Below are 25176 nucleotides of genomic sequence, written 5' to 3'. Positions count from 1 at the left end.
CCCCCGCCGCCCCGGGGCGGCCGGGGGTCGGGGCGTACCCGCAGGCGGTGGCGGGGGCTACCAGCGCGACGCCCACGACGGGCGCGGGCGCGACGGGCGCCGGGGTGCCGGCCCACCGCGCGGCGGAGGCCGACCCGGCGGCGGAGCTGGCGGCGGCCCGGCAGCTCGCCGACGAGGCGGACCGGCACGGGCAGCAGGCCGAGGCGCTCGCCCAGCGGCCCGCGCTGTTGCCGACCTGGTCGCCGCTGGCCCGGGCGTCCGCCGTCTACACCTGTTGCGCGCTGGCCGGGGCGGTGCTGATGCTGGCCATGGTGGTCGCCTCCGGACTGGAGGTGGTCGGACTCGGCACCCTGTACGCCTCGATGTGCGCCGTCCTGCCGGTGGCGTCGTTCGTCGCCGGCTACCTGGTGCTCGGCCGGTGGGGGCGACCGGTGATCGGCGGCGCCGTCCCGCCGTCCCGGTTCGTCCCGCTCGGCTTCGTGATCTGTGTCCTGCTGGTGCCGCTGGTCTACTGCGCATACCTGCTGGCGTTCCGCGTGCTGCGCTGAGCCGGTGGGGGCGCGTCCGCGTCGTCCAGCGCCAGCCGGGTCACCTCGGCCGCGCAGCCCCACGAGAGGGTGACCCCCGCGCCCCCGTGGCCGTAGGCGTGCACCAGCCGGCGCCAGGTCGGAACCCCCGGCTGAACCGCCACGCGTGGGCCGCCGTGCCGGGCCGGTCGCAGCCCGACCCGTTCGCCGAGGACCGGCGCGGCGGCCAGCTCCGGCACCAGGGCCACGCACCGGCGCCGGATCGCCGCCGAGGTGGCCGGGTCGGGCCGGGTGTCCCACTCGCCCGGCTGGAACGTGCCGCCCAGCACCACGTCGTGCCGACGCGGGTGCACGTAGGTGATCCCCGCCGGGTTCTCCTCGTCCCGGACCGAGGCGGTCAGGCCCGGGTTCGCGACCAGCACGAGCTGCCCCCGCCCCGGGTGCACGGCCGGGTCGTCGGCGAGCCGGCCGGCGGCCAGTCCGGTGGCGTTGACCACCGTCGGCGCCAGGGCGAAGCCGTCGGTGAGCCGGTCCAGCCGGCCGCGCAGCAACCGCCCGCCGGCACGGGCGAACCGCTCCCGCAGCCAGCCGAGGTACGGCAGCATCTCCACGGTCGGCGCGGTGAACCGCAGCTCCGTCGCGTACGGCCCGGTGCCCGGCCGGGCGACCAGGTCCCCGGTCGCCGCCGCCCACCAGGGCGGGCCCGACCACGGCCGGCGCAGCAGCATCCGGGTCGGCCGGGCCACCACCCCCGGCACCCCCGCCGACGCCTGCCGGCCCAGCTCGGCGTGGGTCTCCCGGGCCCAGCGCAGCACCCGCGGGTCCTCGTCGGTGTGGCTGGGGTACCAGACCGCGGCGGCCACCGCCGAGACGGTCTCCGCCGGGTCGTCGGCGGCCAGCAGGGTCACCCGCGCGCCCCGTTCCCGCAGCCGCACCGCCGCCGTCAGGCCGATGATCCCACCACCGACCACCACCACGTCCGCCCTACCTGTCATGGTCAGCCTTCCCGGCGGGCCGCCCCGAGCGGGCGGCTGGACCTGCATCGTCTCCCCGGCGGCGTTGACGTGCCCGGGGTACGGCTGCGCCGGTTCACCGCGCCGACCCCGACCGTCGACATCGGACTGCCTGCCGCCGGGGCAACACCAACCCCGCGGTACGCCGCCTCGCCGCCCTGCTCGCCGCCGGCTGACGGGTACCGGTCCGGACCGTCGACGTGTCAGGATCTGTCGCCGGCCCTCGGCGTCACCCGGCCGGGGCGGTCGACCAGGGGAGGGCGCGTGAGCGCGGCGCAGATCATTGCGAGGCTGGCGGCGGCGGCGCAGAAGCTGGACGAGGCGAAGGCCAAGACAGCCGCCGCGGCACAGGACGCCGCCGAGGCGCGGGCGCTGGTCGCCGGTGCCCTCGAAGGGGTGGCGGCCGGTCCGCTGATCGGCGCGATCGACGCGTACCGGCAGGCGCTGTCGCAGGCCGCGCAGGGTGGCGAGCCGGCGAAGCAGCACGTCCAGGAGACCATCGCCAAGGTCCAGGCGCTGGGCAGTTGAGCACGCGCCAGCATCAACTTGAGGCCAGGACCACAGCATTTGAACCTTGCCGTGCTTGCTGCATCGGGGTGTAGGTGGTCTGGGGTGTGATGGCTGGCTTTCGGGTCGGCGAGTATGGGGCAATGATTACGGGCCTTGATTGGGTACCGTGCTCGAATCATCTTTGAGCGGGGGCAGACGATCGTCCGCCGGCACCTGTACCCGGACGGCCGGGTCGGCTCGGTGCTGTGCGGGCGGGTGGTCAGCGATGACGAGCGCGGGCTGGCGCTGTGGATCGAGGCTGGCTCACAGGCCATGCGCCGGGTTGACGGCGCTGGCCAGCCGACCCGGAAGCTGTCGCTGCTCACGTCGCTGCGGATGACTACGCTGCTCAGCCTGAGCACTTGGCAGCCTTTCCGGACTCTGATGTTGATGCCGCCTGGTGCGGCCCACTCGGTCTGGTGGAGCTGGCGACCGGACGGCGATTTCGATGGCTGGTACGTCAACCTGGAGCGTCCGGTCACCCGGTGGGCTGGCGGGGTCGACGTCTACGACCAGGAGCTCGACCTGCTCGTCTATCCGGATGGTAGGTGGTCGTGGAAGGACGAGGACGCGTTCGCCGAGTACACCGGCGAGCCGGCGTTCTGGGATGAAGTCGAGGCCGCCGGGGTCCGGGCCGAGGGCGAACGGCTGCTTGCCCTGGCCCGCGCAGGGGCCGCGCCCTTCGACGGCCGGTGGATGGACTTCCAGCCGGATCCGGCGTGGCGGCCGACGTTGATGCCGCACTGGTGGGAGTTGCCGGCGGACGCGACCTGCTGGGGTCCCGAGTACTTCCAGCCCTGAGAGCGTGCTTGAGAAGAGTCATCCGTTGAGGTCGTCGAGGGTCCAGGCCCTCTGACGGGTGGCGGGTTGGCCGTGGGCGAGGCGGCGGATCATGCCGTTGATCGCAGCCCAGCGGATCATCGCTTCGGAGGTGGCAGGGTGGCGTTCGTAGTCGCGGGCCAGTCGGCGGTGGGCGGTCAGCCAGGCCAGCGACCGCTCGACCACCTACCGGCGCGGGATGACGGCGAACCCTTTCTGGTCGGGTGCCTTGCGGACGATCTCCAGCACGGTGCGCAGGATGCGCTGGCACCAGTCGACCAGCAGGCTGGCGAAGCCGGCGTCGGCTTACACGAACCGCACCGGGGTGAACAGGTGCAGGCCCAGCAGGGTGGTCTTGGCGCCGTCGCGGTCCTGCACGCTGGCGGCCATGACGCACATGATTAGCAGCACGCCGAGGGTGTCGGTGACAATGAATCGCTTGTGGCCGTTGACTTTCTTGTTCGCGTCGTAGCCGCGGCTGGTTCGCGGCACGGTGTCGCCGCCACCACCGCCGTCGCCGCCCTGCTGGTCCCGGCCACCGCCGCCCAGGCCAGCACCCACCACACCGCCGCCGCAACCGCCAGCGCCGCAACCGCCAGCACCGCGGACACCAACCAGGCGATCGCCGCCGCCGGCGCCAACCCCGTCATCGTCGTCGGGGGACTGATCGGCATCTCCATCGCGTACGAGCCCATCGCCGCCCGGCTGCGCGCCGACGGCTTCCGGGTCTCGATCTTCCAGCTCCCCAACCTCGGCTTCGGGGACATCCGCGAATCCGCCTGCGCCCTCGCCACGTACGTCGACCAGGTCCGCGCCAACACCGGGGCGGCCAAGGTGGACCTGGTCACCCATTCCGAGGGCGGCCTGGTCTCCCGCTGGTACGTCAAGTTCCTTGGCGGCGTCGACAAGGACGACCACTACCTCAGCCTGGAGCGCCGCTGACGGGCGCCCTCAGGCCGCGGAGCGGTGGCCGTCTCCCCGGGAACCGCGGGTGATCTGCGAGACCCGCTGCGGCGAGATGCCAAGCAACTCGCCGGCGTCGCGCACGGTGTAGCCCTCGCGCAGCAACGCCTCCGCTGCCGATCGGGTGGCTTCCTCGGCGGACCGCTCTGCTTGGCGGAGGGCGGTCCGCGCCTGCCGTGCTCGGGTCACCTCGCCAGGAACCTCCGGCTGGACGACGATGTCGAAGCTGTCCGGCGCGACGTCGAGCATGAGGGCGATGGCCTCACGTGCCATGCCTTCGACCTGATCGAGGCGCCGGGCCTGGGAGAAGACCCCCTTGAGTTCAGGGACCGTGATCGCCCACCAGTCACCTGAGCGGACGCATGCCGCGGTGTACGTCGTCATTGCCCCCCTTACTTGAGCCCCAGCGACCGAAGTATGCCCCGAGCCGTCAGCTCGTTGATCTCCCGATGCCGGGGAATCACTACGCTCTGGGTGCCGAAGCGGAAGACGGAGTGGCTCCCGCCTTCGCGGACGAGGACGGCACGCGCGTTGCCGGACCACTGTGGATGGAACGTTGGCTGAGTCCGATAGGCCGGTTTGTGCCTCGGGTGCGAGTTCAGGTTACCGGCGCGTAACTTTCCATTGACGAATGTGAAATCCGCCACGCATCATCGTTTCCACGATCGATCGGATCCCCCCACCCACCGTCCCGGCTCCCCGGGTGCCTCCCACCGGAGGTGCAGCCATGCTGCTCCGAACGATCCTCGCCGCCACCACCGCCGCCGCCGCCCTGCTGGTCCCGGCCACCGCCGCCCAGGCCAGCACCCACCACACCGCCGCCGCAACCGCCAGCGCCGCAACCGCCAGCACCGCGGACACCAACCAGGCGATCGCCGCCGCCGGCGCCAACCCCGTCATCGTCGTCGGGGGACTGATCGGGATCTCCATCGCGTACGAGCCCATCGCCGCCCGGCTGCGCGCCGACGGCTTCCGGGTCTCGATCTACCAACTGCCCAACCTCGGCTTCGGGGACATCCGCGAATCCGCCCGCGCTCTCGCCACGTACATCGACCAGGTCCGCGCCAACACCGGGGCGGCCAAGGTGGACCTGGTCACCCACTCCGAGGGTGGCCTGGTCTCCCGCTGGTACGTCAAGTTCCTCGGCGGCGTCGACAAGGTCGACCACTACCTCAGCCTGGGCAGCCCGCAGCAGGGCACCTACGCAGCCAACATCCTGAAGTTCGTCGGGCTCGGCAGCTGCGCCGGCATCGTCGCCTGCCAGCAGATGTCGATCGGCTCGGACCTCCTCACCGCCCTCAACGGCGGCGACGACACCCCGGGATCGGTGCGCTGGACCACCGTCCGGACCTGGCAGGACGAGCTGGTCTGGCCGATCGGCAACGCGGCCCTCGCCGACGGCGCCACCAACGTGCTGATCCAGTCGTGGTGCCCGCTGCGAGTGGTCGGCCACCTGGGTCTCGTCCTCGACGGCACCACCTACACCGTGGTCCGCCAGGCGCTCACCGACGCCACGATCCGCCCCAACTGCTTCGCCCTGTAGACCGCACGACGCGGCCGGCCGCCGAGGTGGCGGCCGGCCGTCGCGCGTACCGGAAGTCAGGTGGCCTTGGCGAGCGCCTCGAACTCGTCGTCGGTGAGCTGCACCTCGGCCGCGGCGATGTTCTCCTCCAGGTGCGCCACCGAGGACGTACCCGGAATGGGAAGCATGACCGGCGACCGGCGCAACAGCCAGGCGAGCGCGAGCTGCGCGGGCGTCGCGCCGTGCTCGGTGGAGATCGCGTCCAGCGGGCCGCCCGGCTTGGCCAGGTTGCCGGTGGCGATCGGGAACCACGGAATGAACGCCAGGTCGTTGCGCTCGCAGTGGTCGAGCACGTCCTCCGCGCTGCGGTCGGCGAGGTTGTAGAGGTTCTGCACCGAGACGATCGGGGTGATCCTCCGGGCCGCCTCGATCTGCTCGACGGTCACCTCGGAGAGCCCGACGTGCCGGATCTTGCCCTCCTGCTTGAGCAGCGCCAGCTCACCGAGCTGGTCCTCCAACGGCACCTTCTCGTCGATCCGGTGCAGCTGGTAGAGCCCGATCCGGTCCAGGCCCAGGTGGCGCAGGCTCAGCTCGCACTGCTGGCGCAGGTACTCCGGGCGGCCCACCGGCCGCCAGTCGCCGGGGCCCGAGCGGGTCAGCCCGGCCTTGGTCGCGATGACCAGGTCGTCGGCGTACGGGTGCAGCGCCTCCTTGATCAGCAGCTCGCTGACGAAGGGGCCGTACGAGTCGGCGGTGTCGATGAACGTGACGCCCAGGTCGTACGCCCTGCGCAGCACCCGGACCGCCTCCGCGGGATCCTTCGGGTCGCCCCAGACCCCGGGCCCGGTGATCTGCATCGCCCCGTAGCCCAACCGGTCGACCTCGAGGTCGCCGCCGATCCGGTACCTCCCGGAGGCCTTCGCGGGCTGCTTGCCGGCCTCGATCGCCATGAGCCGATCCCCAATCCTGTCCGTCGTCGTCAACGTCCCGATTGTTCCCGGAACACGGCGGGTGCAACGCCGAGACCCGGATTGTGGGTGGGGACACGCTCAGCCGACGTGCCGGATCACCACCAGGGCCCGGTCGTCCTCGCCGCCGGAGAGGTCGCTCAGCAGCGCGTCGGCGATCGCCTCCACCGGCTCGTCGCGCACCCCGACGAGCAGCCGGTGCAGCGCCGCCACCCCCTCGTCGTACGCCTGGTCGCGCCGCTCCACCAGCCCGTCGGTGTATGCCACCAGCAGGTCACCCGGACCGAACGGCACGGTGGTGACGATCATCGGCTCGTCCACCATGCCCATCGGCAGCGCGTTGACGGTGCGGACCGGCTCCGGCGGCCCGCCCCGGGGCAGCAGCACCGGATGCGGGTGGCCGGCCCGGGCGACCCGGACCTCCCCGGCGACCGGGTCGACCACCATCACCAGGCAGGTGCCGAGGAAACCCACGCCCATCAGGTCGGTCAGCCGGAGCAGCACCTCCTCCAGCGGCACCCCCAGCCGGATCAGCGTGTTGAGCATGGTGCGCAGCTGCGCCATGTCGGCGGCCGCCTCCACCCGGTGTCCGACCACGTCGCCGACCACCACCGCGAGCCGGTCCTGATCCAGCCGGACCAGGTCGTACCAGTCGCCGCCGAGGTGCAGGCCGGTCATCGCCGGCTGGTAACGCGTCGCGATCGCCAACCCGTCCGGGGTGGACCGCGCCGAACTGCGCAGCCGCCCGGCCAACCGGGTCACCAGGTTGTGCTCGGCGGCGGCCAGCCGGACCCGCTCCAGGGTCTGCTCGCACAGGTCGGCGATGGTGTCCAGCAGCGTCAGGTCACTCTCGCGCAGCGGCCGCTCCCGCAGCCAGCCGAAGCCCAGCGCGGCGATCGGCCGGCGCTGCGCGTCGAACAGCGGCAGCGCCACCGTGGTGACCACGCCGTGCGCGCCGACCGGGTCCGGCAACCCGGGGAACCGGGCGGCGAACGCGGCCCGGTCCCGCAGGATGATCCGCTCACCGGTACGCAACGCCCGGACGATCGGCCGCGGGTCGTCGCTCATCAGGTCGTGGAACGTGGCGGCCAGCCCGGCGGGCACGTCACCGTGGTACCAGAGCCGCACCCGGCGACCCTCGTCGCCCATAGCCAGGCCGGGCAGCACCGCCCCCAGCGCGAGCGGCGCGGCGCTGAGGATCACCTCGATCGCCTCCGGGGTCGACCGGGCCACGCTCAACCGGGCCGCGAAATCGGCCATCGCCTGCGCCGAACCGGTCAGCTCGGCCCGCTGCAACGCCTGGCTGCACAACCCGGCCACCGCGTCGAGCAGTTTGCGCAGCGCCTCGTCGTCGGCCACCGGCCCGGCCCGGCGGACCTCCAGCGCGCCCAGCGCGCCGCCGTCGCCGTACCGCAGCGGCAGGCAGACCCCCGCCGTCCCGCCGCCCGCCCCGTCGAGCGGCAGGACGACGTTGTCGCGTACCGCCCGGGCCAGCGGCTCGTCGGCGTCCACCGGCAGCCGACCGGCCGGGGCGTCACCCCCCGCCACGTCCAGCATGGGCGCGCCCGGCCCGGCGATCGCGACCCGGAGCGTGGCGGCGTCCACCACCGACGGGGCGACCGTGATCATCACGTCGACGATCGCCGCCCGTCCCCGCGCCGAGCTGAGCGCGCCGGCCAGCCGGGCGAGCCCCTCCGCCTGCCGCAGCGCCCGCTGCCGGTCGCTGATGTCCCGGGCCACCGTGGCGACGAACGCCGTGCTGTCCCGCCCGTCCCCGGTCGTCACGGTGAAGGTCTGATGCTCCACCTCGAGCTGCTCACCGGTGTCCAGGCGGACCAGCCGGCCCTCCGCTCGGTGGTGACCTTCGCGCAGCGCGGTCGGGATCAGCTCGCGCCGCCACACCTCCCGGACGTCCGGCGCGGCGAAGTCGACCAGTCCCAGGCCGTCGACCCGTTCGACGGCGCCGAGACCGACCAGCTGCCGGCCGGCCGGGTTGACGTAGACCGCCCGGCCGTCCGGGGTGGCCACCGCGATGAAGTCGCCCGACCGCTCCACCAGCGCCTGGAACAGCCGCAGCTCGGCCTGCGCGCTCCGCTCGGCGCTCAGGTCCGTGGCGTACCCCAGCCAGCGCAGCGGCTCGCGTGCCAACGCCACCATGCCGATCTGCACCGGCACCCGGTGCCCGTCGGCGTGCCGGTACTCCTTGTCGTACGCCCGGGCCCGGCCGCTCGCCGCCAGCTCCGCCCGCGCCCGCGCGTCGGCCTCCGCCCAGCCCGGGGGAGTGAGGGACGGCAACGTCAGCCGCCCCCGCGCCACGTCCTCGGCGGTGTAGCCGAGCAGCGCGAGGAACGCCTCGTTGGCCTCCGTGATCCGCTCCCCCTCGCCGCCGAAGACGGCGAGCACGTCGGTCGCGGCCAGCCGCTCGTACCGGGCCCGCTCGGCGCCGAGCGCCTCCAGCAGGCGGGTGCGTTCGGTGACGTCGACGATGGTGAAGCCGAGCCCGACCAGCTCGTCGGTGTCGGTGATCCGGATCGGGAAGTAGCTGGCCACCACGTGCTGCCGGCAGGTCGCCGGCGGGACCGCCTCGGCCGTGAACTCGACGCCCACGATCGGCCCCTGCGCCAGGGCCCGCCGCATCAGCTCCTCGATCCGAGGCTCGTAGCCCGGCAGGCACTCGCTGGGTCGCCGTCCGACATGCTCGGCGGCGGGCAGCCGGTTCATCGCCGCCAGCGCCGGGTTGACCAGCAGGTAGCGCAGCTCGGTGTCGACCAGGCCGAATCCGACTGGGGCGCTGTCCAGCAGCGCCTCGCTGACCGCCGCGGTGCGCCGGGCCGCCGCCTCGGCCCGCTGCTGGTCGGCCCGGGCCGCCGCCTCGGCCCGCCAGGCGCGCTCCCGTTCGGTGGCCTCCCGGACCGCGTCCCGCAGCCCCTCGGTGAGCGCGTCCTGCTGGCGTACCGCCTCCACCCGGCGCAGCGCCTGACTGCCGGCGGCGGTGAGCAGCCCGCCGAGCAGCCGCTCGTCGGCGCGGACCGCGCGCGGCGCGGCGAACGCCACCCAGACCGCCCACCCCCGGGTCGGGGTGCTCAGCCGCCCGCCGACTCCGGGCACCTCCACGTCCGGCCCGTCGTCGTCCCCGGCCCGCGACAGCCGGGCCGCCACCGCCGGGTCGAGTTCCGCGACGGCGACCGGGCCGGCGGCGGTGTGCACTGGACCGTCGACGTCCCGGGGGGCCAGGTAGGCGGCGCCGTCGAAGGCCCGGCCGAGCGCCGCCGCGGTCAGCGCGAGCACCTGATCCTCGTCGCCCGCCTCGGCGAGCCGGTCGGCCAGCGCGGCGGCGGCCCGGTGCCGGTGCGCGACAGCGTGCTCGGCGGTCACGTCGCGGACGCTGCCGACCAGCAGGGTGCGGTCGTGTTCCGGGTCGCGCACCTCTGTGGCGGAGACGGCGACCCAGTGCGTCCGGCCGTCCCGGTGCTGGAACGGCACCTCCCACGCCCCGGTGCGCTCGCCGAGCAGGTGCACCAGCGCCCGGTCGAGCAGCGCCCGTTCGGCAGGCTGGGTGACCGGGTCCGGCCACCACGGGTACGGCGGCGGGTACGGCGCGCCTGCCTGGCCGTAGCCGGTCAGCCGCTCGAACGTCTTGTCGACCTGCAAGATGACGCCGTTCTCGTCGGCGACCCACACCCCGTCGGTGATCGACTCCACCACCTGCGTCGCCCATTCGCCCCGGCGCAGCCGGGCCCGGGCCCGGTCCAGGTTGGCCCGCACCCGGGCCAGCAGCTCGCTCGCCGAGAAGGGCTTGACCAGGTAGTCGTCCGCACCGGCGGCGAGTCCCTCCACCGCCGCCTCGGGTCCGGCCCGGGCGGACAGCAGCACCACCGGCAGGTGCGAGGTGCGCGGTTCCGCGCGCAGCGCGGCGAGCAGGCCGAAGCCGTCCAGCTGCGGCATCATCACGTCCGCCAGCACCAGGTCCGGCGGGTCGGCGACGATCGACGCCAGCGCGGCCCGGCCGTCGACGGCGGTGCGGACCCGGAAGTGCGGCGCGAGCAGCTCCGTGACGTAGGCGCGCAGGTCCGGGTTGTCGTCGACCAGCACGACCTGCGGGGCGTCGGGCGGCCCGGTCACCTCGCCGGGGCCGGTGGGCGCGCCCAGCTCGCCGGCGAGCGCCGCCGCCGTCGTGGGCGCAGCCGTCACCGCGGTCCCGCCCTCCGCCGCGCCGGCCCCCGAGCTGTACGGGATCCGGACCGTGAACGTGGCGCCCTCGCCCTCGGCGCTGGCCACCTCGATCCGCCCGCTGTGCAGGGCGACCAGCTCCCGGACCAGCGCCAGCCCGATGCCGCTGCCCTCGGCGGAACGGCCGGTCGGGCCGGTCACCCGGTGGAAGCGCTGGAAGAGCTGGGGCAACTGGTCGGCGGGAATGCCGACCCCGGTGTCCGAGACGGTGAGCCGGATCCGCCCGTCGTCGTCGGCGATCGCCAGCCGGATCGTCCCGGTCACCGTCGCCTTCAGGGCGTTGGAGAGGAGATTGAGGACGATCTTCTCCCACATCACCCGGTCCAGGTACGCGGGGCGCGGCAGCCGGGCGCAGTCCACCTCGAAGGTCAGCCCGGCGCGCTCGTTGGCCGGCGCGAACGAGGCGGCCAGCTCCCGGGTGAACCGGGCCACGTCGAGGGCGACCCGTTCCGGCACCAGCCGGCCCGCCTCGATCCGGGTGAAGTCCAGGACGCTGTCGACCAGCCGGCGCAGCCGGGCGGTGTTGCGGTCGACCAGTTCCAGCCGCCGCCGCAGGGGCTCCGGCAGCGGCTGCGCCGGGTCGGTGAGCGCGTCGCGTACCGGCCCGGCGATCAGGGTCAGCGGGGTGCGCAGCTCGTGACTGACGTTGGCGAAGAAGGCGGACTTCGCCGCGTCCAGTTCGGCCAGCGCCTCGGCCCGGCGGTGCTCCGCCTGGTACGCCCGGGCGCCGGCGAGCGCGGTGCCGATGTGCCCGGCCAGCAGCGCCACGAAGGCGCGGTAGTCCGCGTCGACCGGGCGGCGCGGGTTGAACCCGGCGATCAGCACCGCCGTCGGGGCGGCGCCGCCGGGCTCCGGCACCGGCACCACGGCGACCATCGGGGTGCCCGGGCGGCCGGCGTCGTCGGCCGGGTGGAACGGCAGCAGCCGCGGCTCGCCGCTCGCCAGCACCTCGGCCAGCGGCCAGGACTCCTCGGCGCCGGCCGGGGTGCCGGCCTCGTTGCCGGCGACCGGCCGCAGGCCGTCCTCGTCGGCCAGGTAGAGCCGCACGAACGGCACGGCCGGGCTGCCGGCGAGGGCCTTGACCGCGCGCCGGCCCACCTCCTCCGGCTCGGTCGCGTCGACCAGCCCGGCGGAGAGGGTGCTGAGCAGCCGCAGCCGGCGGTCGCTGACGACCCGCTCGGTGGTCTCGGTGACCGCGGTGAAGACGCCGCCCGGTGCGCCCGACTCGTCGATGATCGGGCTGTACGAGAAGGTGAAGTAGCACTCCTCGACGAACCCGTTGCGGTCCAGCAGCAGCAGCTGGTCCTCGCTCCAGGTGGCGCCCCGCCCGGCCAGCACGTCGGTCAGCATCGGGCCGATGACGTCCCAGATCTCCGGCCACACCGCCGCACCGGGCCGGCCCAGCGCGTCGCGCTTCGACGCGCCCAGGATCGGCTGGTACGCGTCGTTGTAGAGCATCACCAGCTCGTCGCCCCACCAGAGCAGGATGGGGAACCTGGAGTGCAGGCAGATCGTCATCGCAGTGCGCAGGCTCTGCGGCCAGGAGTCGATCGGGCCGAGCGGGGTGGCGGTCCAGTCGTGGTCGGCGATCGCCGCGCCCATCTCCCCGCCGGCCGCGAAGATGTCCTGCCACCGGGAGCCGTCCGGCGGCCTGTTGGCGGGCGCGCTACTGCTCACCTGGGACCTCCGCTCGGCGATTCTCAGGCCTGTCCCCACTGCCGGGAGGAACGTACCAGCGGCGCGGCGGATGAGCGTTTCTCGATCTTGCCGGGCCGCGATCCCGTGGGACGAACGGCCCAGCAGGTCGGCTACCGGGCTGCCCCGGGGGCAGTTGGGCCGAGCGCCCGCTCCCGCGGTCCGGCTCGTGCGACGCTGTGCCCGGGTCGGACGGACGTCGGGAGGAGACGCCATGCCGGGAACGCCGCAGGTCGACTTCGCGCTCGACACGTACGAGTGCATCGTGCTGTACCCGGGGCCGTCGGGTCGGGCCCTGCCGGAGGAGACGGTGCAACAGTTGCAGGCCGAGCACCTCCACCACATGCAGGCGCTGCAACGGCGGGGCATCATCCTGATCGACGGCTCGGTGGACGGGCCGGCCCGCGAGCCGGAACCGCCGATCGGCTTCGGCCTGGCCCGGACCGGCTCGGTGGACGACGTCCGCAGCGTGATGGAGGCCGACCCGGCCGTGCAGGCCGGCCTCTACCGGGTGGACGTGCTGACCTTCCTCTGCCCGGCCGGCTCGCTGGAGTTCCCGCTGGCCAAGACGCAGAGCTGAGGCCCGGACCCGGCTCGACGCGTCGGGCCGCGGTGGCCGGCCCACCCGCCCGTCGCCCACGTCGGGCGCCCACGTCGGGCGCCCACGCCGTGCGGACCGTACCCCTGCGCACCCGCCGTCGGCCGGATTCCAGGAGCACCCCAGCCTCGGCACGAGCGCGGGCGGTACGATTTCGGCCGCGCGGTCGCCGATGCCCGCCGACACACGACGTTCCGGTGCGGTTACTGTCCGCCCGTTGCGCGGGAATCACGCGCCGTCGGACAAAGTTCCGCAGTCCGCAAGGGGTCGGCCCGGAGGTCGATCCGGAGGAGAGACTAGCCTGATGGGCGTGACACGCCGCGCGAAGATCGTCTGCACTCTCGGCCCCGCGACCTCGTCCCCCGAGCGCATCCGGGGCCTGGTAGAAGCGGGCATGAACGTGGCGAGGCTCAACTTCAGCCACGGCAGCCACGAGGACCACGAAGCGGTCTACCGCCTGGTCCGCGAGGCGGCCGACGCGGCCGGCCACCCGGTGGCGATCCTCGCCGACCTGCAGGGCCCGAAGATCCGGCTGGGCCGGTTCGCCGACGGCCCGCACGAGTGGCGCACCGGCGACTCCGTCGTGATCACCGGGGACGACATCCTCGGCACCAAGGAGCGGGTCTCCTGCACCTACCGGAAGCTGCCGCAGGAGGTGAAGGCGGGCGACCGGCTGCTGATCGACGACGGCCGGGTCGCGGTCGAGGTCAGCGACGTCACCGGCAACGACATCCGCTGCCTGGTCACCGAGGGCGGCCCGGTCTCCAACAACAAGGGCGTCTCGCTGCCCAACGTGGCGGTCAGCGTGCCGGCGATGTCGGAGAAGGACGCCGATGACCTGCGTTTCGCCCTCGGCCTGGGCGTCGACCTGATCGCGCTCTCTTTCGTCCGCTCGGCCGACGACATCAAACTGGTGCACGCGATCATGGCCGAGGAGGGCGTGTACCGCCCGGTGCTGGCCAAGGTCGAGAAGCCCGAGGCGGTGGACCACCTCGAGGCGATCGTGCTCGCCTTCGACGGCGTCATGGTCGCCCGCGGCGACCTCGGCGTCGAGCTTCCGCTGGACCAGGTGCCGCTGGTGCAGAAGCGGGCCGTGCAGCTCTGCCGGGAGAACGCCAAGCCGGTCATCGTGGCCACCCAGATGCTCGACTCGATGATCGAGAATTCCCGGCCGACCCGGGCCGAGGCCTCGGACGTGGCCAACGCGGTGCTCGACGGCGCGGACGCGGTGATGCTCTCCGGCGAGACCAGCGTCGGCAAGTACCCGGTGCTCACCGTTAGCACCATGGCGAAGATCGTCACCACCACCGAGTCCGGTTCGATCGGGGTGCCCCGGCTCCAGCACGACCCGCGTACCCACGGCGGCGCGCTCACCGTCGCCGCGTCCTCGATCGCCCGGGCCATCAACGCCAAGGCGCTGGTCGCCTTCTCGCAGACCGGCGACACCGTCAAGCGGCTCGCCCGGCTGCACTGCGACCTGCCGCTGCTGGCCTTCACCCCGGTCCCCGAGGTGCGCAACCAGCTCGCGCTCTGCTGGGGCGTGGAGACCTTCCTGATGCCGTTCGTCGAGCACACCGACGACATGTTCCGTCAGGTCGACCAGGCGCTGCTCGGCCTCAACCGGGCCAACCCCGGCGACCACGTGGTGATCGTCGCCGGCAGCCCGCCCGGCACCCCGGGCTCCACCAACACCCTGCGGGTGCACCAGCTCGGCTCGCTGGTCGACGCGGCCTCCGCGCGGGCCCTGCAGTGATCGAGCGCCAGCCGGCCGGCCAGGCCGCCGTCGACCAGTTGCTGGAGGTCCTCGACCTCGAGCACACCGGCGAGATGACCTTCCGAGGGATGAGCCCGCCGGTCGGTCCGCAGCGGGTGTACGGCGGGCAGGTCGCCGGCCAGGCCCTGGTCGCCGCCGGACGCACCGTCGACCCGGAACGCTTCGTGCACTCGCTGCACGGCTACTTCGTCCGCCCCGGCGATCCCGCCGAGCCGATCGAGTACCAGGTGGAGAACGTCCGGGACGGCCGCTCCTTCTCGGTACGCCGCTCGGTGGCCCTGCAGCACGACAAGCCGATCTTCTTCATGTCGGCGTCGTTCCAGCGGCACGAGGAGGGGCTGGACCACCAGGCCCCCACCCCGCCGGACGTGCCCGGGCCGGACGACGTGCCCACCATGATGGACCGGCTCTCCCGGTATCCCGAGCGGCTCGGCATCTGGGGGCAGATCCCGCGTCCCATCGACGTCCGGTACGTCGGCGAGCCGGGCTGGGTACGCCCCGGTGACCGGCCGGCCGACCCGTACCAGCGGGTCTGGATGCGCATCGACGGCAAGCTGCCCGACGACCCGCTGCTGCACGCCTGCGCCCTGACGTACGCCTCCGACCTCACCCTGCTCGACTCGGTGCTGTCGGTGCACGGCGAGGTCTGGGGTCCCGGCGGCGTGGTCGGGGCGAGCCTCGACCACGCGCTCTGGTTCCACCGGTCGTTCCGTGCCGACGAGTGGTTCCTCTACGACTGCTGGAGCCCGTCCGCCTCCGGCGGGCGGGGGCTGGCCACCGGCCGGATGTTCACCACCGAGGGCCGGCACATCGCCAGCGCGGTGCAGGAGGGGCTGCTCCGCCGCGTCGGCGCCTGACCGGCCGGGGCCGAGCCGTGACCGATCGGCCGAGGGTCGGCAACCCGGGCGGCTGATCAGCGGACTAGCCTTGCCGCATGCGTCTCTCCGCCCGGGTCGACTATGCCCTCCGTGCGGCGGCCGAGCTGGCCTCGGTCGCCGACGGCACGGCGGCCGAACGCAGCCGACCGGTCACCGCCGAGCAGATCGCCCGCGCCCAGGAGATCCCGCCGAAGTTCCTGGAGAGCATCCTGCTCCAGCTGCGCCGGGGCGGGATCGTGCACGCCCAGCGCGGCCCGGAGGGCGGCTACTGGCTCGCCCGACCGGCGTCGGAGATCTCCCTCGCGGAGGTGATCCGGGTGATCGACGGCCCGCTCGCGCACGTTCGCGGGCAGCGACCGGAGCAGCTCGGGTACCAGGGCGCGGCGCGTTCCCTGCAGGACGTCTGGATCGCGCTGCGGGCCAGTGAGCGGGAGATCCTCGATCTGGTCACCATCGCCGACGTGGCCAGCGGCACCCTGCCCGGCCGGGTCAACGAGCTCGCCGCCGACCCGAGCGCCTGGAGCTGACCCGCGCCCTCGCCGGGGCCGTCCGGCGTGTCCCATCAACCGGATAGGGGACTTGACCGGAGTGCCTCCGTGCCGCATTGTCGACCAAGTCGATAGGAGATACCGAAAAGTCAGGGGGCGCTCGTGCGCAAGCTGCTGATCCTCGCTCTGGTCGGGCTCGCGGCGCAGCTGGTCGACGGCGCGCTCGGCATGGCGTACGGGTTGACCTCGTCCACTCTGCTGCTCTTCGCCGGGGTGGCGCCGGCCGCCGCCTCCGCGTCGGTGCACCTGGCCGAGATCGGCACCACGCTCGCGGCCGGAGTGGCGCACTGGCGGTTCGGCAACGTCGACTGGCGGGTGGTCGGCCGGATCGCCGTGCCGGGGGCGGTCGGGGCGTTCGCCGGCGCCACGTTCCTCAGCTCCATCTCCACCGAGGCCGCCGCGCCGTGGATGGCCGCGATCCTGTGCACCCTCGGGGCGTACCTGCTGGTCCGCTTCTCCCGACCGCTGCGCGCCAACCGGTCCGCCGGTCCGCTGCGTGGGCGGTTCCTCGGCCCGCTCGGCCTGGTGGCCGGCTTCGTCGACGCCACCGGCGGCGGTGGCTGGGGCCCGGTCGCCACGCCGGCGCTGCTGGTCTCCGGTCGGATGGAGCCGCGCAAGGTGATCGGCTCCGTGGACACCGCGGAGTTCGTAGTGGCGGGCGCGGCCAGCGCCGGTTTCCTGATCGGCCTCGGCACCGAGGGCTTCCTGCTGCCTACCGTGGCGGCGCTGCTGGTCGGCGGCCTGATCGCCGCGCCGATCGCCGCCTGGCTGGTCCGGATCGTCCCGGCCCAGCTGCTCGGCGCCACCATCGGCGGGGTGATCGTGCTGAGCAACGCCCGGACGCTGATCCGCGCCGGCGAGCTGGGCGGGCCGTTCCCGTCCCTGGTCTACGTCCTGCTCGCCGCCGGCTGGCTGGTCGCGCTGGTCCTGTCGGTGCGCGCGCTGCGGCGTACCCGCCGGGCCCGGGCCCTCGCCGACGCGGCGCTCGCCGCCGACGCGGCCGGGGCGGTACCGGCGACGCCGGCACGGGACACGGCTGCGACCTCAGTGGAGCCCGCGACCGGCGGCGCGGACCGGTCCCGTCAGCTGGCCGCGGCCGTCGAGGGCTGATCCGCTCTCGGTGCTGGCCGCCCCCGCCGGGCGGGCACTCCCGGTCATGTCACCGCGCGCCGCGCCTGGCCCGCCCGAGCTGCCTCGCAGGTCGGGCCGGCGGCGTCGGGGGCCAGCGCCGGCCGCCGGACGTCCGCGACAACCGACGTGGTTGTCGCGGGCGAGCCCGACGTCTGTCACCGACGGTTGCGGCCCCGCGCCGGCCGGCCTCCCCTCCCTGGTCCCTTTGCTCTGCTTCAACCAACGCAACACCCCGTTGACCAGCGCCGTCGTCGTCCCGCGTCTGGTGGCGGCCCGGCGGATCCCGGCACGATGCGTCACTGTTGCCTCCGGTGAAGCAGAGCAAAGGATGTCCACGAGACCCCGCCCCCGGCCAGCCGCCGCTGCCGACAAGCCGCCGCCCGCCGCCGCCCGCCGCGCGCCGCCGCCGAGCGGCCGGTGCCGCTCGTCCGAGCCTCAGCCGGCCGGCAGCGCGGCGGCCGCCGCGGCGAGCAGGTCCCACGCCTCGTCGACGTGCTCCTCGGTGGTCAGCGGCGAGCCGACCGCCAGCCGCAGCGTGTACCGCCCCTCCACCCGGGTGTGCGTCAGGTGCACCCGACCGGTGTCGTTGACCCGCCGCAGCAGCTCGGCGTTCGGCTCGTCACCGGCCCGCAGCCGGAAGCAGACCAGCGAGAACGGATGCGCGGCGGCCAGCTCGAACCGGTCGTCGGCCGCCACCCGCGCGGCGAAGCGATCGGCCAACGCCACTCCCGCTCGGATGTGCGCCCGCAACCCCTCGACGCCGTACCAGCGGAGCACGAACCAGAGCTTGAGGGCGCGGAAGCGGCGGCCCAGCGGCACCTGCCAGTCCCGGTAGTCGATCACCGCACCGGACTCGGTGGCCGCGTTGCGCAGGAACTCCGGCATCACCGTCAGCGCCTCGATCAGCTCGCCCCGGTCGGCCACCCAGAACGCGTCGCAGTCGAAGCCGGTGAGCAGCCACTTGTGCGGGTCGAAGCAGTAGGAATCCGCCTGTTCCAGGCCGGCGTGCGACCAGCGCAGCTCCGGGCAGACCGCGGCCGCTCCCGCGTACGCGGCGTCGACGTGCAGCCAGACGCCGTACTCCGCGCAGATCGCGCCGATCTCCGGCAGCGGGTCGACGGCGGTGGTGGAGGTGGTCCCGATCGTCGCCACCACGATCGCCGGCGTCACCCCGGCGGCCCGGTCCGCCTCGATCGCCGCCCGCAGCGCCGCCGGGCGCATCGCCTGGGTCGCCGGGTCCACCTCGACCGGGTGGACCCCGTCGGCGCCGAGCCCCGCGATCCGGGCGGCCTTCTCGATCGAGGAGTGCCCCTGGGTGGACGTGTAGGCCCGGTACCGGCGGTCGATCCCGTCCACCCGCCAGCGGCCCTTGCTGGCCCGGTGCAGCGCGGCCAGCGTGGCGACCAGCGTGGCCGACGAGGCGGAGTCCTGGATGACCCCGCCGCCCCGGCCGGCGGAGCGGAACCGCTCCGGCAGGTCGAGCAGCCCGGCGAGCCAGTCCAGCATCACCGTCTCCAGCTCGGTGCAGGCCGGGCCGGTGGCCCAGAGCATGCCCTGCACGCCCAGACCCGAGCTGACCAGGTCGCCGAGCACGCTCGGACCGGAGGTGTTGGCCGGGAAGTAGCCGAAGAAGCCGGGATGCTGCCAGTGCGTCAACCGCGGCGCGATCAGGCTGTCCAGGTCGGCCAGCACGGCCTCGACCGGCTCGCCCCCCTCGGTCGGGCCGGCCGGCAGTGCGGCGGCCACCGCGCCCGGCGGGTCCTGTGAGGTCACCGGCCGCCGCCCCAGTGTCGTCCAGTAGTCCGCGATCCAGTCGACCACCGCGTACCCGGCGCGCCGGAACTCCTCGGGGTCCATGTGCTCAGCCATACCCGGAGTCGATCAGGTGGGTCGGCCCGGATCAAGGGGCGGCACCCCCGACCCGTCCCGACCGGGAATGCCGTACCACCACCGGTCACCAAGTTAGGGGAGCTCCGCGACGGTGGGGTGACGTCGCTATGAAGAGCGTGTTTCAGCCGTTCCGGCGCAGTCCGCCGGCCACCTTCTCGGCGACCAGCTCGAACGAGCGCACCCGGTCGGCCACGTCGTACACCATCGTGGTGAGCATCAGCTCGTCCGCGCCGGTGCGCTTCAGCAGCTCGCCCAGCTGGCGGCCCACCGTCTCCGGCGAACCCATCGCCTGACCCTCCCGACGCTGCCGGACGAAGTCGCGCTCCAGCTCGTCGTACGGGTACGCCGCCGCTTCCTCCGGGCTGGCCAGGGGCTCGGGGCGGCCCGAGCGCAGCTTCAGGAACGACAGCGAGCTCGGCCCGGCCAGCCACTCCGCCCGCTCGTCGGTCTCCGCGCAGACCACGTTGACCGCGACCATCGCGTACGGCTGGTCCAGCCAGCGTGACGGCCGGAAGCTCTGTCGGTACAGCGCCAGCGCGGGCAGGGTGTTCTGCGCGCTGAAGTGGTGCGCGAACGAGAACGGCAGCCCGAGCAGCCCGGCGAGCTGGGCGCTGAACCCGCTCGACCCGAGCAGCCACACGACCGGGGACTGGCCGCGCCCCGGGGTGGCCGTGATCGGCCCCGGCTCCTCGCCGCTGAAGTAGTTCATCAGGTCCGCCAGTTCCCGGGGGAAACCCTCGGCCGACAGCCCTTCCATGGTCCGGCGCAGCGCCAGCGCGGTCACCTGGTCGGTGCCCGGCGCCCGGCCGATGCCCAGGTCGATCCGGCCCGGGTGCAGCGCCTCCAGGGTGCCGAACTGCTCGGCCACCACCAGCGGCGCGTGGTTGGGCAGCATCACCCCGCCGGAGCCGAGCCGGATCGTCGAGGTGTTCGCCGCAAGGTGGGCGAGCAGCACCGCCGGCGCCGAGCTGGCGATCGCCGGCATGTTGTGGTGCTCGGCCACCCAGAACCGGCGGTAGCCCAACTCCTCGGTGCGGCGGGCCAGCTCGGTGGTGTGCCGCAGCGCCTCACCGGAGGTCGCCCCACGGGCCACGGGAGCAAGATCAAGAACAGACAACGGTACGTCGATCACTCGTTGAGCAACCCCGCCCGCACCGGAATTGTTCCGGATGGCTCTAGCCCATACCGCGCGCCTGCTCGAAGATCAGGCTGGTCTGGGTGTGCTGCACCGCCGGGTCCACCGCCAGGTGGTCGAGCACGAAGTCCCGCAGCGCGTCCCCGGAGGCCGCCCGCACGTGCAGCACGTAGTCCTCCGCGCCGGCCACGTGGAACACCGACACCACCCCCGGCAGCCGGACCGACCGGGCCCGGAACGCGTCCACCGCCGCCCGCTCGTGCGCGGCCAGCCGCACCGACACCAGCGCCTGCAACGGCAGTCCCACCGCGGCCGGATCAACCTCGGCGTGGAAGCCGCGGATCGCCCCGCACTCGCGCAGTGCCCGGGTCCGGGTCAGGCACGTCGAGGGCGCCACCCCCACCCGCTCCGAGAGGGCGTTGTTCGGCAGCCGCCCGTCGGCGGCCAGCTCGGTCAGAATCGCGCGGTCGACGTCGTCCAGGGCCGTGTACGGCCGCACATCGTTCGGTGCAACGGGCATGTGAGCATCCTCCACCGAATCTGTCAACGTTGGAAGGGCTGCCAGCAGAATCATGTGCGCATCTATTGCCTCTTCCTGGGCTGATGTTCGATCCTTCTGTCATGACAGCCGTGGACACCAGAGCCGTGCACGCCGGGCGCGACGACCTCGCCGGTCTCGGCGTCCACGTGCCGCCCATCGACCTCTCCACCACCAACCCGCTGCCCTCGGTCGACGAGGGCGGCGACGCGTACGAGACCCTCGCCACCGGCGGCACGCTCCCGGCCGGCGGCAGCGCCGTCTACCAGCGGCTCTGGAACCCCACCGTGGCCCGGTTCGAGACCGCGCTCGCCGAACTCGAAGGCACCGCCGAAGCCGTCGCCTTCGCCAGCGGCATGGCCGCCCTCACCGCCGCCCTGCTCGCCGCCACCCGCGACGGGAAGCGTCACATCGTCGCCGTCCGCCCCCTCTACGGCGGCACCGACCACGTGCTCGCCACCGGCCTGCTCGGCACCGAGGTCACCTGGGCCCGCCCGGACGAGGTCGCCGCCGCCGTCCGCCCCGACACCGCGCTGGTCATCGTCGAGACCCCGGCCAACCCCACCCTCGACCTGGTCGACATCGCCGCCCTGGCCGACGCCGCCGGCGACGTTCCCCTGCTGGTCGACAACACCGTCGCCACGCCCGTGCTCCAGCAGCCCGCCCGGCACGGCGCCGCGCTGGTGCTGCACAGCGCCACCAAGAGCATCGGTGGCCACGGCGACGTCCTCGCCGGCGTGGTCGCCTGCGACGCCGGCTGGGCCACCCGGCTGCGCCAGGTCCGCGCCGTCACCGGGGCGATCCTGCACCCGCTCGGCGCGTACCTGCTGCACCGCGGCCTGCAGACGCTGCCGCTGCGGGTCCGCGCCCAGCAGGCCGGCGCCGAGAAGCTGGCCATCTGGCTCGCCGGCCACCCTGCCGTCGAGCGGGTCCACCACCCGGCGGTGCACGACCCGGCCGGGCTGGTCGGCCGGCAGATGTCCGGCACCGGCAGCCTGCTCGCCTTCGAGGTACGCGGCGGCGCGCCCGCCGCGGCGGCCGTCGCCGGGGCCTGCCAGCTGATCACCCACGCCGTGTCGCTCGGCGGGGTGGACACGCTGATCCAGCACCCGGCCTCGCTGACCCACCGGCCCGTTGCCGGGGAGGCCAAGCCGTGCGGCGCGCTGCTGCGGGTCTCCGTCGGGCTGGAGGACCCGGAGGACCTGCGCGCAGACCTGGAACGGGCCCTCGCCGCGATCTGACCGGCGCGCTCGCCCTCAGGACTTCGGTCCGACGTGCCGGTCGAGGGCGGCGACCGCCTCGCGGCGGGCGACGGAGAGCGAGTTGCGGCGGTTCATCCGCCAGGCGATGCCGAGCAGGTCCAGCGCCCATTGGCAGAGGGCCATGATGTCGGCGGACTCGTTGATGAACATGTAGCGCGGGTAGACGTATCGCTTGCCGCGGACGGTGATCCGATTGCTGCCCCGCCAGCCGTCGGAGTGGAAGAGGCCGCGCAGGAAGTCGCCGGGGTGGCGCTCGACGATCTCTCGCTGCCAGTCGGCCAGGACGATCGGGCGCTCGTGCTTCTTGCCGGGCCCGTGCTGGGGGAAGAGACAGGGCCAGTGGACGCCGTAGCTCTGCACTCCTACGCACCCCTGCTTCTGGACCCGTTGGACGGAACTCGCCATGACGTCCCGCATCGCACGGTCGCAGAGTTCGATCAGGTTCGGCCAGGCGTCCGCGCAGAAGATGCGGAGGACGGGGACGTGCGCCGTAGTGACCAGATGGCCGTCGCCCAGGTAGAGGCCGAGGAGGTAGACGTAGGACGCCGGGTCTGTCGGATTGTCGACGACTGAACTGCAACGGAAGCAGCGTACCTGGCTGCCCAGTTGCTTCGGTTCCGCTCGATCCTTGCACCACTGCCGAACTGTCGGGTAGGGCAGGCCGAGGTGGCGGGCGACCTCCGCGACAGTGCTGCCGGCCAGGTACAGCTGACGGGCGCGGGAGCGGATCTCAAGCGAGTGCACGGGTCCATTTTCGAACGCCCGTACGACACTTTGGTGCCCCCGGTGGGACTCGAACCCACACTGTCGGAGGTTTGAGCTCCGTCTCTCTTCCGGTTGGAGTACAGGGGCCTTCCGTGATTCGGTCTTGACAGACTACCCACTACGCTAAGGGCGGCGACACCCGGCACGGCGGGTGTCGGGCTCAGACTGGTGGGAGTGGCTCGTGGCCGAGACGCAGACGGACGCTGAGCGCAGGCGGGTACTGATCGCCGAGGACGAGGCGCTCATCCGGCTGGACCTGGCCGAGATGCTGGTCGAAGAGGGTTACGAGGTGGTCGGCGAGGCCGGTGACGGCGAGACCGCCGTAAAGCTCGCCGAGGACCTGAAGCCGGACCTGGTCATCCTCGACATCAAGATGCCGATCATGGACGGGCTGGCCGCCGCCGAGCGGATCGCGGGCGCCCGGATCGCCCCGGTGATCATCCTGACCGCGTTCAGCCAGCGGGACCTGGTGGAGCGGGCCCGGGCGGCCGGCGCGATGGCGTACCTGGTCAAGCCGTTCCAGAAGAGCGACCTGGTGCCGGCGGTGGAGATCGCCCTCTCCCGATACTCCGAGGTCGCCGCGCTGGAGGCGGAGGTCGCCGGCCTCACCGACCGGCTGGAGATCCGCAAGACTGTCGAGCGCGCCAAGGGCGCGCTGATGACCACGTACGGGATGACCGAGCCGCAGGCGTTCAAGTGGATCCAGCGCACGGCGATGGACCACCGGATGACCATGAAGGAGGTCGCCGAGCGGATCCTCGCCGAGACCGCCGGCGGCGAGGTGACCCAGCCCGCCTCCTGACCGCCCGCCCCACCTCGCGATCGCCACGTGCTCCCATGCGGTCGGCCCACAACCGACCGCCGCGGACCGGTGGCGCGCCCTCGTGCGCCGCGGACCGGTGGCGAGCGCCGCGCGCGTGGAATCGGCGGCGCGGGAATCCGGCGCGTCTGCGGGTCCCGTACCGCGTCATTGGTCGATACGATCGCGGCCATGCGTGCTCGGCGTCCGCTGGCGGTGCTCGGCCTGACGGCCGTGCTGCTGGCCGGCTGCCGGTCGACCGGCCACGCCGACCCGCCGCCGGAGCCAGCCCGCCCGGCCTGGCAGCCGGTGACCCTGCCGGCGCCGCCCGGCGCGCCCGGGCGGCTGCTGCTGCGGGACGCGACGGCCTGCGCGGGCCGGTGGTTCGTGGTGGGCGCCGTCGCAGACGCGGCGGGCGGCACCCGCCCGGCGGCGTGGACCAGCGCCGACGCCGTCGCCTGGACGGCGCTGCGTGCGGTGCCGCGCAGCCCGTACGGCGAGGAGAACGTGCTGAGCGCGGCGGGCTGCCGGGACGGCCGGCTGGCCGCGGTGGGCGGCAAGAGCGGCGGCGTGCACGGCAATCCGCGGATCAGCACCTGGCGGCAGGTCGGCGACGGGTCGCTGGTGGAGGTGCCGGCCGAGTTCGAGGTGTTCGGCGGCCCGGACGCGGTCAACGTGGGCCGCATCGCGGGCGGCCCGCGCGGCTGGCTGATCGCCGGTAACCGGGCCACCGGGGCGGCGGCCTGGGTCTCCGCCGACGGGACCGATTTCCGGCTGGTCAGCGGGGTGCCGGGGCTGGCCGCGGACGCGGCCGGCCGGCCGTGGGCGGCGGACGGCACGGCGGCGGCGTCGGGGTGGCTCATGGTGGGCTCGGTGCTGCCGTCGGGGCGTACCGGCGTGGATCCGGCGGTGTGGACCTCGCCGGACGGGCGGGCCTGGCGGCGCCCGGTGCTGGCGACGGGCGGGGCCGACGCGGACCTGCAGCGGGTGGTCCGGGTGGGGGAGCGCGCCGTGGCCGTCGGCCGCCGGGGCGACGGCCTGGGCGCCTGGCTGGGTGACGGCGGGAGCTGGCGCGCGGGCGGCGGCTTCGGCGGCGCGGGGACGGACCGGCCGGGCCGGGTGTGGGGGCTGGCCGCGGTCGGCGACGGCACACTCGCGGTGGCCGCGGGCGGGGTGACCGGTGCCGGGTGGTTCTCCCGGGATGGGGCGGCCTGGTCCGCGGTGGCCCTGCCGGTGGCGGTGCCGGCGAGCAGTGACCGCACGGTGGCGGTGGCCGGTGCCGGGGAGGCCGTTCTGTTGCTGGAGGACAACAACTTAGGGGCCACGGTCTGGTTGGCGCGCGGCCCGTGGAGCCCCGGCTGACCCTCCCACCAGCGTGTTTCCGGTCAGAGTCGGATGTCCGATTTCCCCACTACACGGGCGCGTGTGTTACAGCACATCTGTGAATCCGACCACTCAACGTAACGGTTAGGTCAACCCCGCTATCTAGGTCTTACGGCATACCCCGCTGGTGGGATAACGTCCCGCCCCAGACCGGGATCGCGGTCGGTCCGGCCAACCTCGCAAGGTCCA

Annotated in this window: 23 protein-coding genes and 1 tRNA gene; 13 read left to right on the top strand and 11 right to left on the bottom strand. The window is 73.8% G+C overall.

Annotated elements, in window-relative coordinates:
* A partial coding sequence (locus SLP03_RS16885) for a hypothetical protein (RefSeq protein WP_319461553.1) occupies window positions 1-548 on the top strand: 548 nt, incomplete at its 5' end.
* Here the strand turns inward: SLP03_RS16885 and SLP03_RS16880 are convergent.
* Window positions 509-1522, bottom strand: a complete 1014-nt coding sequence (locus tag SLP03_RS16880; protein ID WP_319461552.1) for an FAD-dependent oxidoreductase — start codon at window positions 1520-1522, stop codon at window positions 509-511. The two genes, SLP03_RS16885 and SLP03_RS16880, sit on opposite strands and share 40 nt — an antisense overlap.
* Window positions 1523-1804: 282 nt before the next feature.
* Between SLP03_RS16880 and SLP03_RS16875 the strand changes: the two genes are divergently transcribed.
* Together SLP03_RS16875 and SLP03_RS16870 are read left to right on the top strand one after the other, a co-directional pair.
* The gene (locus SLP03_RS16875) at window positions 1805-2068 is read left to right on the top strand and encodes a DUF6244 family protein (RefSeq protein WP_319461551.1); all 264 of its coding nucleotides are present in this window, start codon (window positions 1805-1807) and stop codon (window positions 2066-2068) included.
* 135 nt (window positions 2069-2203) lie between these two features.
* Window positions 2204-2890: a DUF402 domain-containing protein gene (locus tag SLP03_RS16870; RefSeq protein ID WP_319461550.1), complete on the top strand. Its 687-nt coding sequence runs from the start codon at window positions 2204-2206 to the stop codon at window positions 2888-2890.
* Between the two features lie 18 nt (window positions 2891-2908).
* Here SLP03_RS16870 and SLP03_RS16865 read toward each other — a convergent pair whose 3' ends face one another.
* The gene (locus tag SLP03_RS16865) at window positions 2909-3094 is read right to left on the bottom strand and encodes a hypothetical protein (RefSeq protein WP_319461549.1); all 186 of its coding nucleotides are present in this window, start codon (window positions 3092-3094) and stop codon (window positions 2909-2911) included.
* A gap of 120 nt (window positions 3095-3214) precedes the next feature.
* Complete coding sequence (locus SLP03_RS31665) at window positions 3215-3400, bottom strand: transposase (protein ID WP_413644537.1); 186 nt, start codon at window positions 3398-3400, stop codon at window positions 3215-3217.
* On the opposite strand from SLP03_RS31665, the gene SLP03_RS16860 reads away from it, so the two are divergent.
* Window positions 3350-3850 (top strand): esterase/lipase family protein, encoded by a 501-nt coding sequence (locus SLP03_RS16860; protein WP_413644536.1) that lies wholly within the window; start codon window positions 3350-3352, stop codon window positions 3848-3850. The two genes, SLP03_RS31665 and SLP03_RS16860, sit on opposite strands and share 51 nt — an antisense overlap.
* A gap of 9 nt (window positions 3851-3859) precedes the next feature.
* Here the strand turns inward: SLP03_RS16860 and SLP03_RS16855 are convergent, their stop codons facing one another.
* Window positions 3860-4144, bottom strand: a complete 285-nt coding sequence (locus tag SLP03_RS16855; RefSeq protein WP_319461548.1) for a hypothetical protein — start codon at window positions 4142-4144, stop codon at window positions 3860-3862.
* Window positions 4145-4598: 454 nt separating this feature from the next.
* Between SLP03_RS16855 and SLP03_RS16850 the strand changes: the two genes are divergently transcribed.
* Window positions 4599-5414, top strand: a complete 816-nt coding sequence (locus SLP03_RS16850; protein ID WP_319461547.1) for a lipase family alpha/beta hydrolase — start codon at window positions 4599-4601, stop codon at window positions 5412-5414.
* A 56-nt stretch (window positions 5415-5470) separates the two neighbouring features.
* On the opposite strand, the gene SLP03_RS16845 is transcribed toward SLP03_RS16850, so the two are convergent.
* Both SLP03_RS16845 and SLP03_RS16840 read right to left on the bottom strand, forming a co-directional pair.
* On the bottom strand, window positions 5471-6343 hold the full coding sequence (locus SLP03_RS16845) for an aldo/keto reductase (RefSeq protein WP_319461546.1): 873 nt from the start codon (window positions 6341-6343) through the stop codon (window positions 5471-5473).
* Window positions 6344-6442: 99 nt separating this feature from the next.
* Window positions 6443-12268: a PAS domain S-box protein gene (locus tag SLP03_RS16840; protein WP_319461545.1), complete on the bottom strand. Its 5826-nt coding sequence runs from the start codon at window positions 12266-12268 to the stop codon at window positions 6443-6445.
* Window positions 12269-12500: 232 nt separating this feature from the next.
* On the opposite strand from SLP03_RS16840, the gene SLP03_RS16835 reads away from it, so the two are divergent.
* The 5 genes from SLP03_RS16835 to SLP03_RS16815 all read left to right on the top strand — a co-directional run bounded on the left by SLP03_RS16835 (window position 12501) and on the right by SLP03_RS16815 (window position 17194).
* Window positions 12501-12866: a YciI family protein gene (locus SLP03_RS16835; RefSeq protein ID WP_319461544.1), complete on the top strand. Its 366-nt coding sequence runs from the start codon at window positions 12501-12503 to the stop codon at window positions 12864-12866.
* Window positions 12867-13188: 322 nt separating this feature from the next.
* On the top strand, window positions 13189-14637 hold the full coding sequence (gene pyk / locus SLP03_RS16830) for a pyruvate kinase (RefSeq protein WP_319461543.1): 1449 nt from the start codon (window positions 13189-13191) through the stop codon (window positions 14635-14637).
* Window positions 14634-15515, top strand: coding sequence for an acyl-CoA thioesterase II (locus SLP03_RS16825; protein WP_319461542.1), 882 nt, complete (start codon window positions 14634-14636; stop codon window positions 15513-15515). The genes pyk and SLP03_RS16825 overlap by 4 nt, the downstream gene beginning before the upstream one ends.
* A gap of 77 nt (window positions 15516-15592) precedes the next feature.
* The gene (locus tag SLP03_RS16820; protein WP_319461541.1) at window positions 15593-16063 is read left to right on the top strand and encodes an Rrf2 family transcriptional regulator; all 471 of its coding nucleotides are present in this window, start codon (window positions 15593-15595) and stop codon (window positions 16061-16063) included.
* Between the two features lie 123 nt (window positions 16064-16186).
* Window positions 16187-17194 carry a sulfite exporter TauE/SafE family protein gene (locus SLP03_RS16815; RefSeq protein ID WP_319461540.1) on the top strand — a complete coding sequence of 336 codons (1008 nt, stop codon included), beginning with the start codon at window positions 16187-16189 and terminating at the stop codon, window positions 17192-17194.
* 456 nt (window positions 17195-17650) lie between these two features.
* Here SLP03_RS16815 and SLP03_RS16810 read toward each other — a convergent pair whose 3' ends face one another.
* From SLP03_RS16810 to SLP03_RS16800, 3 genes are all read right to left on the bottom strand, one after another.
* Window positions 17651-19084 (bottom strand): pyridoxal-dependent decarboxylase, encoded by a 1434-nt coding sequence (locus tag SLP03_RS16810; RefSeq protein ID WP_319461539.1) that lies wholly within the window; start codon window positions 19082-19084, stop codon window positions 17651-17653.
* 142 nt (window positions 19085-19226) lie between these two features.
* Window positions 19227-20237, bottom strand: a complete 1011-nt coding sequence (locus tag SLP03_RS16805; RefSeq protein WP_319461538.1) for an LLM class flavin-dependent oxidoreductase — start codon at window positions 20235-20237, stop codon at window positions 19227-19229.
* A 43-nt stretch (window positions 20238-20280) separates the two neighbouring features.
* Window positions 20281-20760, bottom strand: a complete 480-nt coding sequence (locus SLP03_RS16800) for an Lrp/AsnC family transcriptional regulator (protein ID WP_319461537.1) — start codon at window positions 20758-20760, stop codon at window positions 20281-20283.
* Between the two features lie 83 nt (window positions 20761-20843).
* On the opposite strand from SLP03_RS16800, the gene SLP03_RS16795 reads away from it, so the two are divergent.
* Window positions 20844-22019: a trans-sulfuration enzyme family protein gene (locus SLP03_RS16795; RefSeq protein ID WP_319461536.1), complete on the top strand. Its 1176-nt coding sequence runs from the start codon at window positions 20844-20846 to the stop codon at window positions 22017-22019.
* 15 nt (window positions 22020-22034) lie between these two features.
* Here SLP03_RS16795 and SLP03_RS16790 read toward each other — a convergent pair whose 3' ends face one another.
* On the bottom strand, window positions 22035-22784 hold the full coding sequence (locus SLP03_RS16790) for a terminase gpP N-terminus-related DNA-binding protein (protein ID WP_319461535.1): 750 nt from the start codon (window positions 22782-22784) through the stop codon (window positions 22035-22037).
* Between the two features lie 31 nt (window positions 22785-22815).
* Window positions 22816-22892, bottom strand: a tRNA-Leu gene (locus SLP03_RS16785).
* A 94-nt stretch (window positions 22893-22986) separates the two neighbouring features.
* On the opposite strand from SLP03_RS16785, the gene SLP03_RS16780 reads away from it, so the two are divergent.
* Both SLP03_RS16780 and SLP03_RS16775 read left to right on the top strand, forming a co-directional pair.
* Window positions 22987-23607 carry an ANTAR domain-containing response regulator gene (locus SLP03_RS16780; RefSeq protein WP_319461534.1) on the top strand — a complete coding sequence of 207 codons (621 nt, stop codon included), beginning with the start codon at window positions 22987-22989 and terminating at the stop codon, window positions 23605-23607.
* Window positions 23608-23796: 189 nt separating this feature from the next.
* Complete coding sequence (locus SLP03_RS16775) at window positions 23797-24966, top strand: hypothetical protein (protein WP_319461533.1); 1170 nt, start codon at window positions 23797-23799, stop codon at window positions 24964-24966.
* The last annotated feature ends 210 nt before the right edge of the window (window positions 24967-25176 follow it).

The sequence above is a fragment of the Micromonospora sp. RTP1Z1 genome, assembly GCF_033804685.1.
Taxonomy (GTDB): domain Bacteria; phylum Actinomycetota; class Actinomycetes; order Mycobacteriales; family Micromonosporaceae; genus Micromonospora.
The sequence above is the reverse complement of the archived record's forward strand: the minus strand, read 5'-3'. Positions and strand labels throughout refer to the sequence as shown.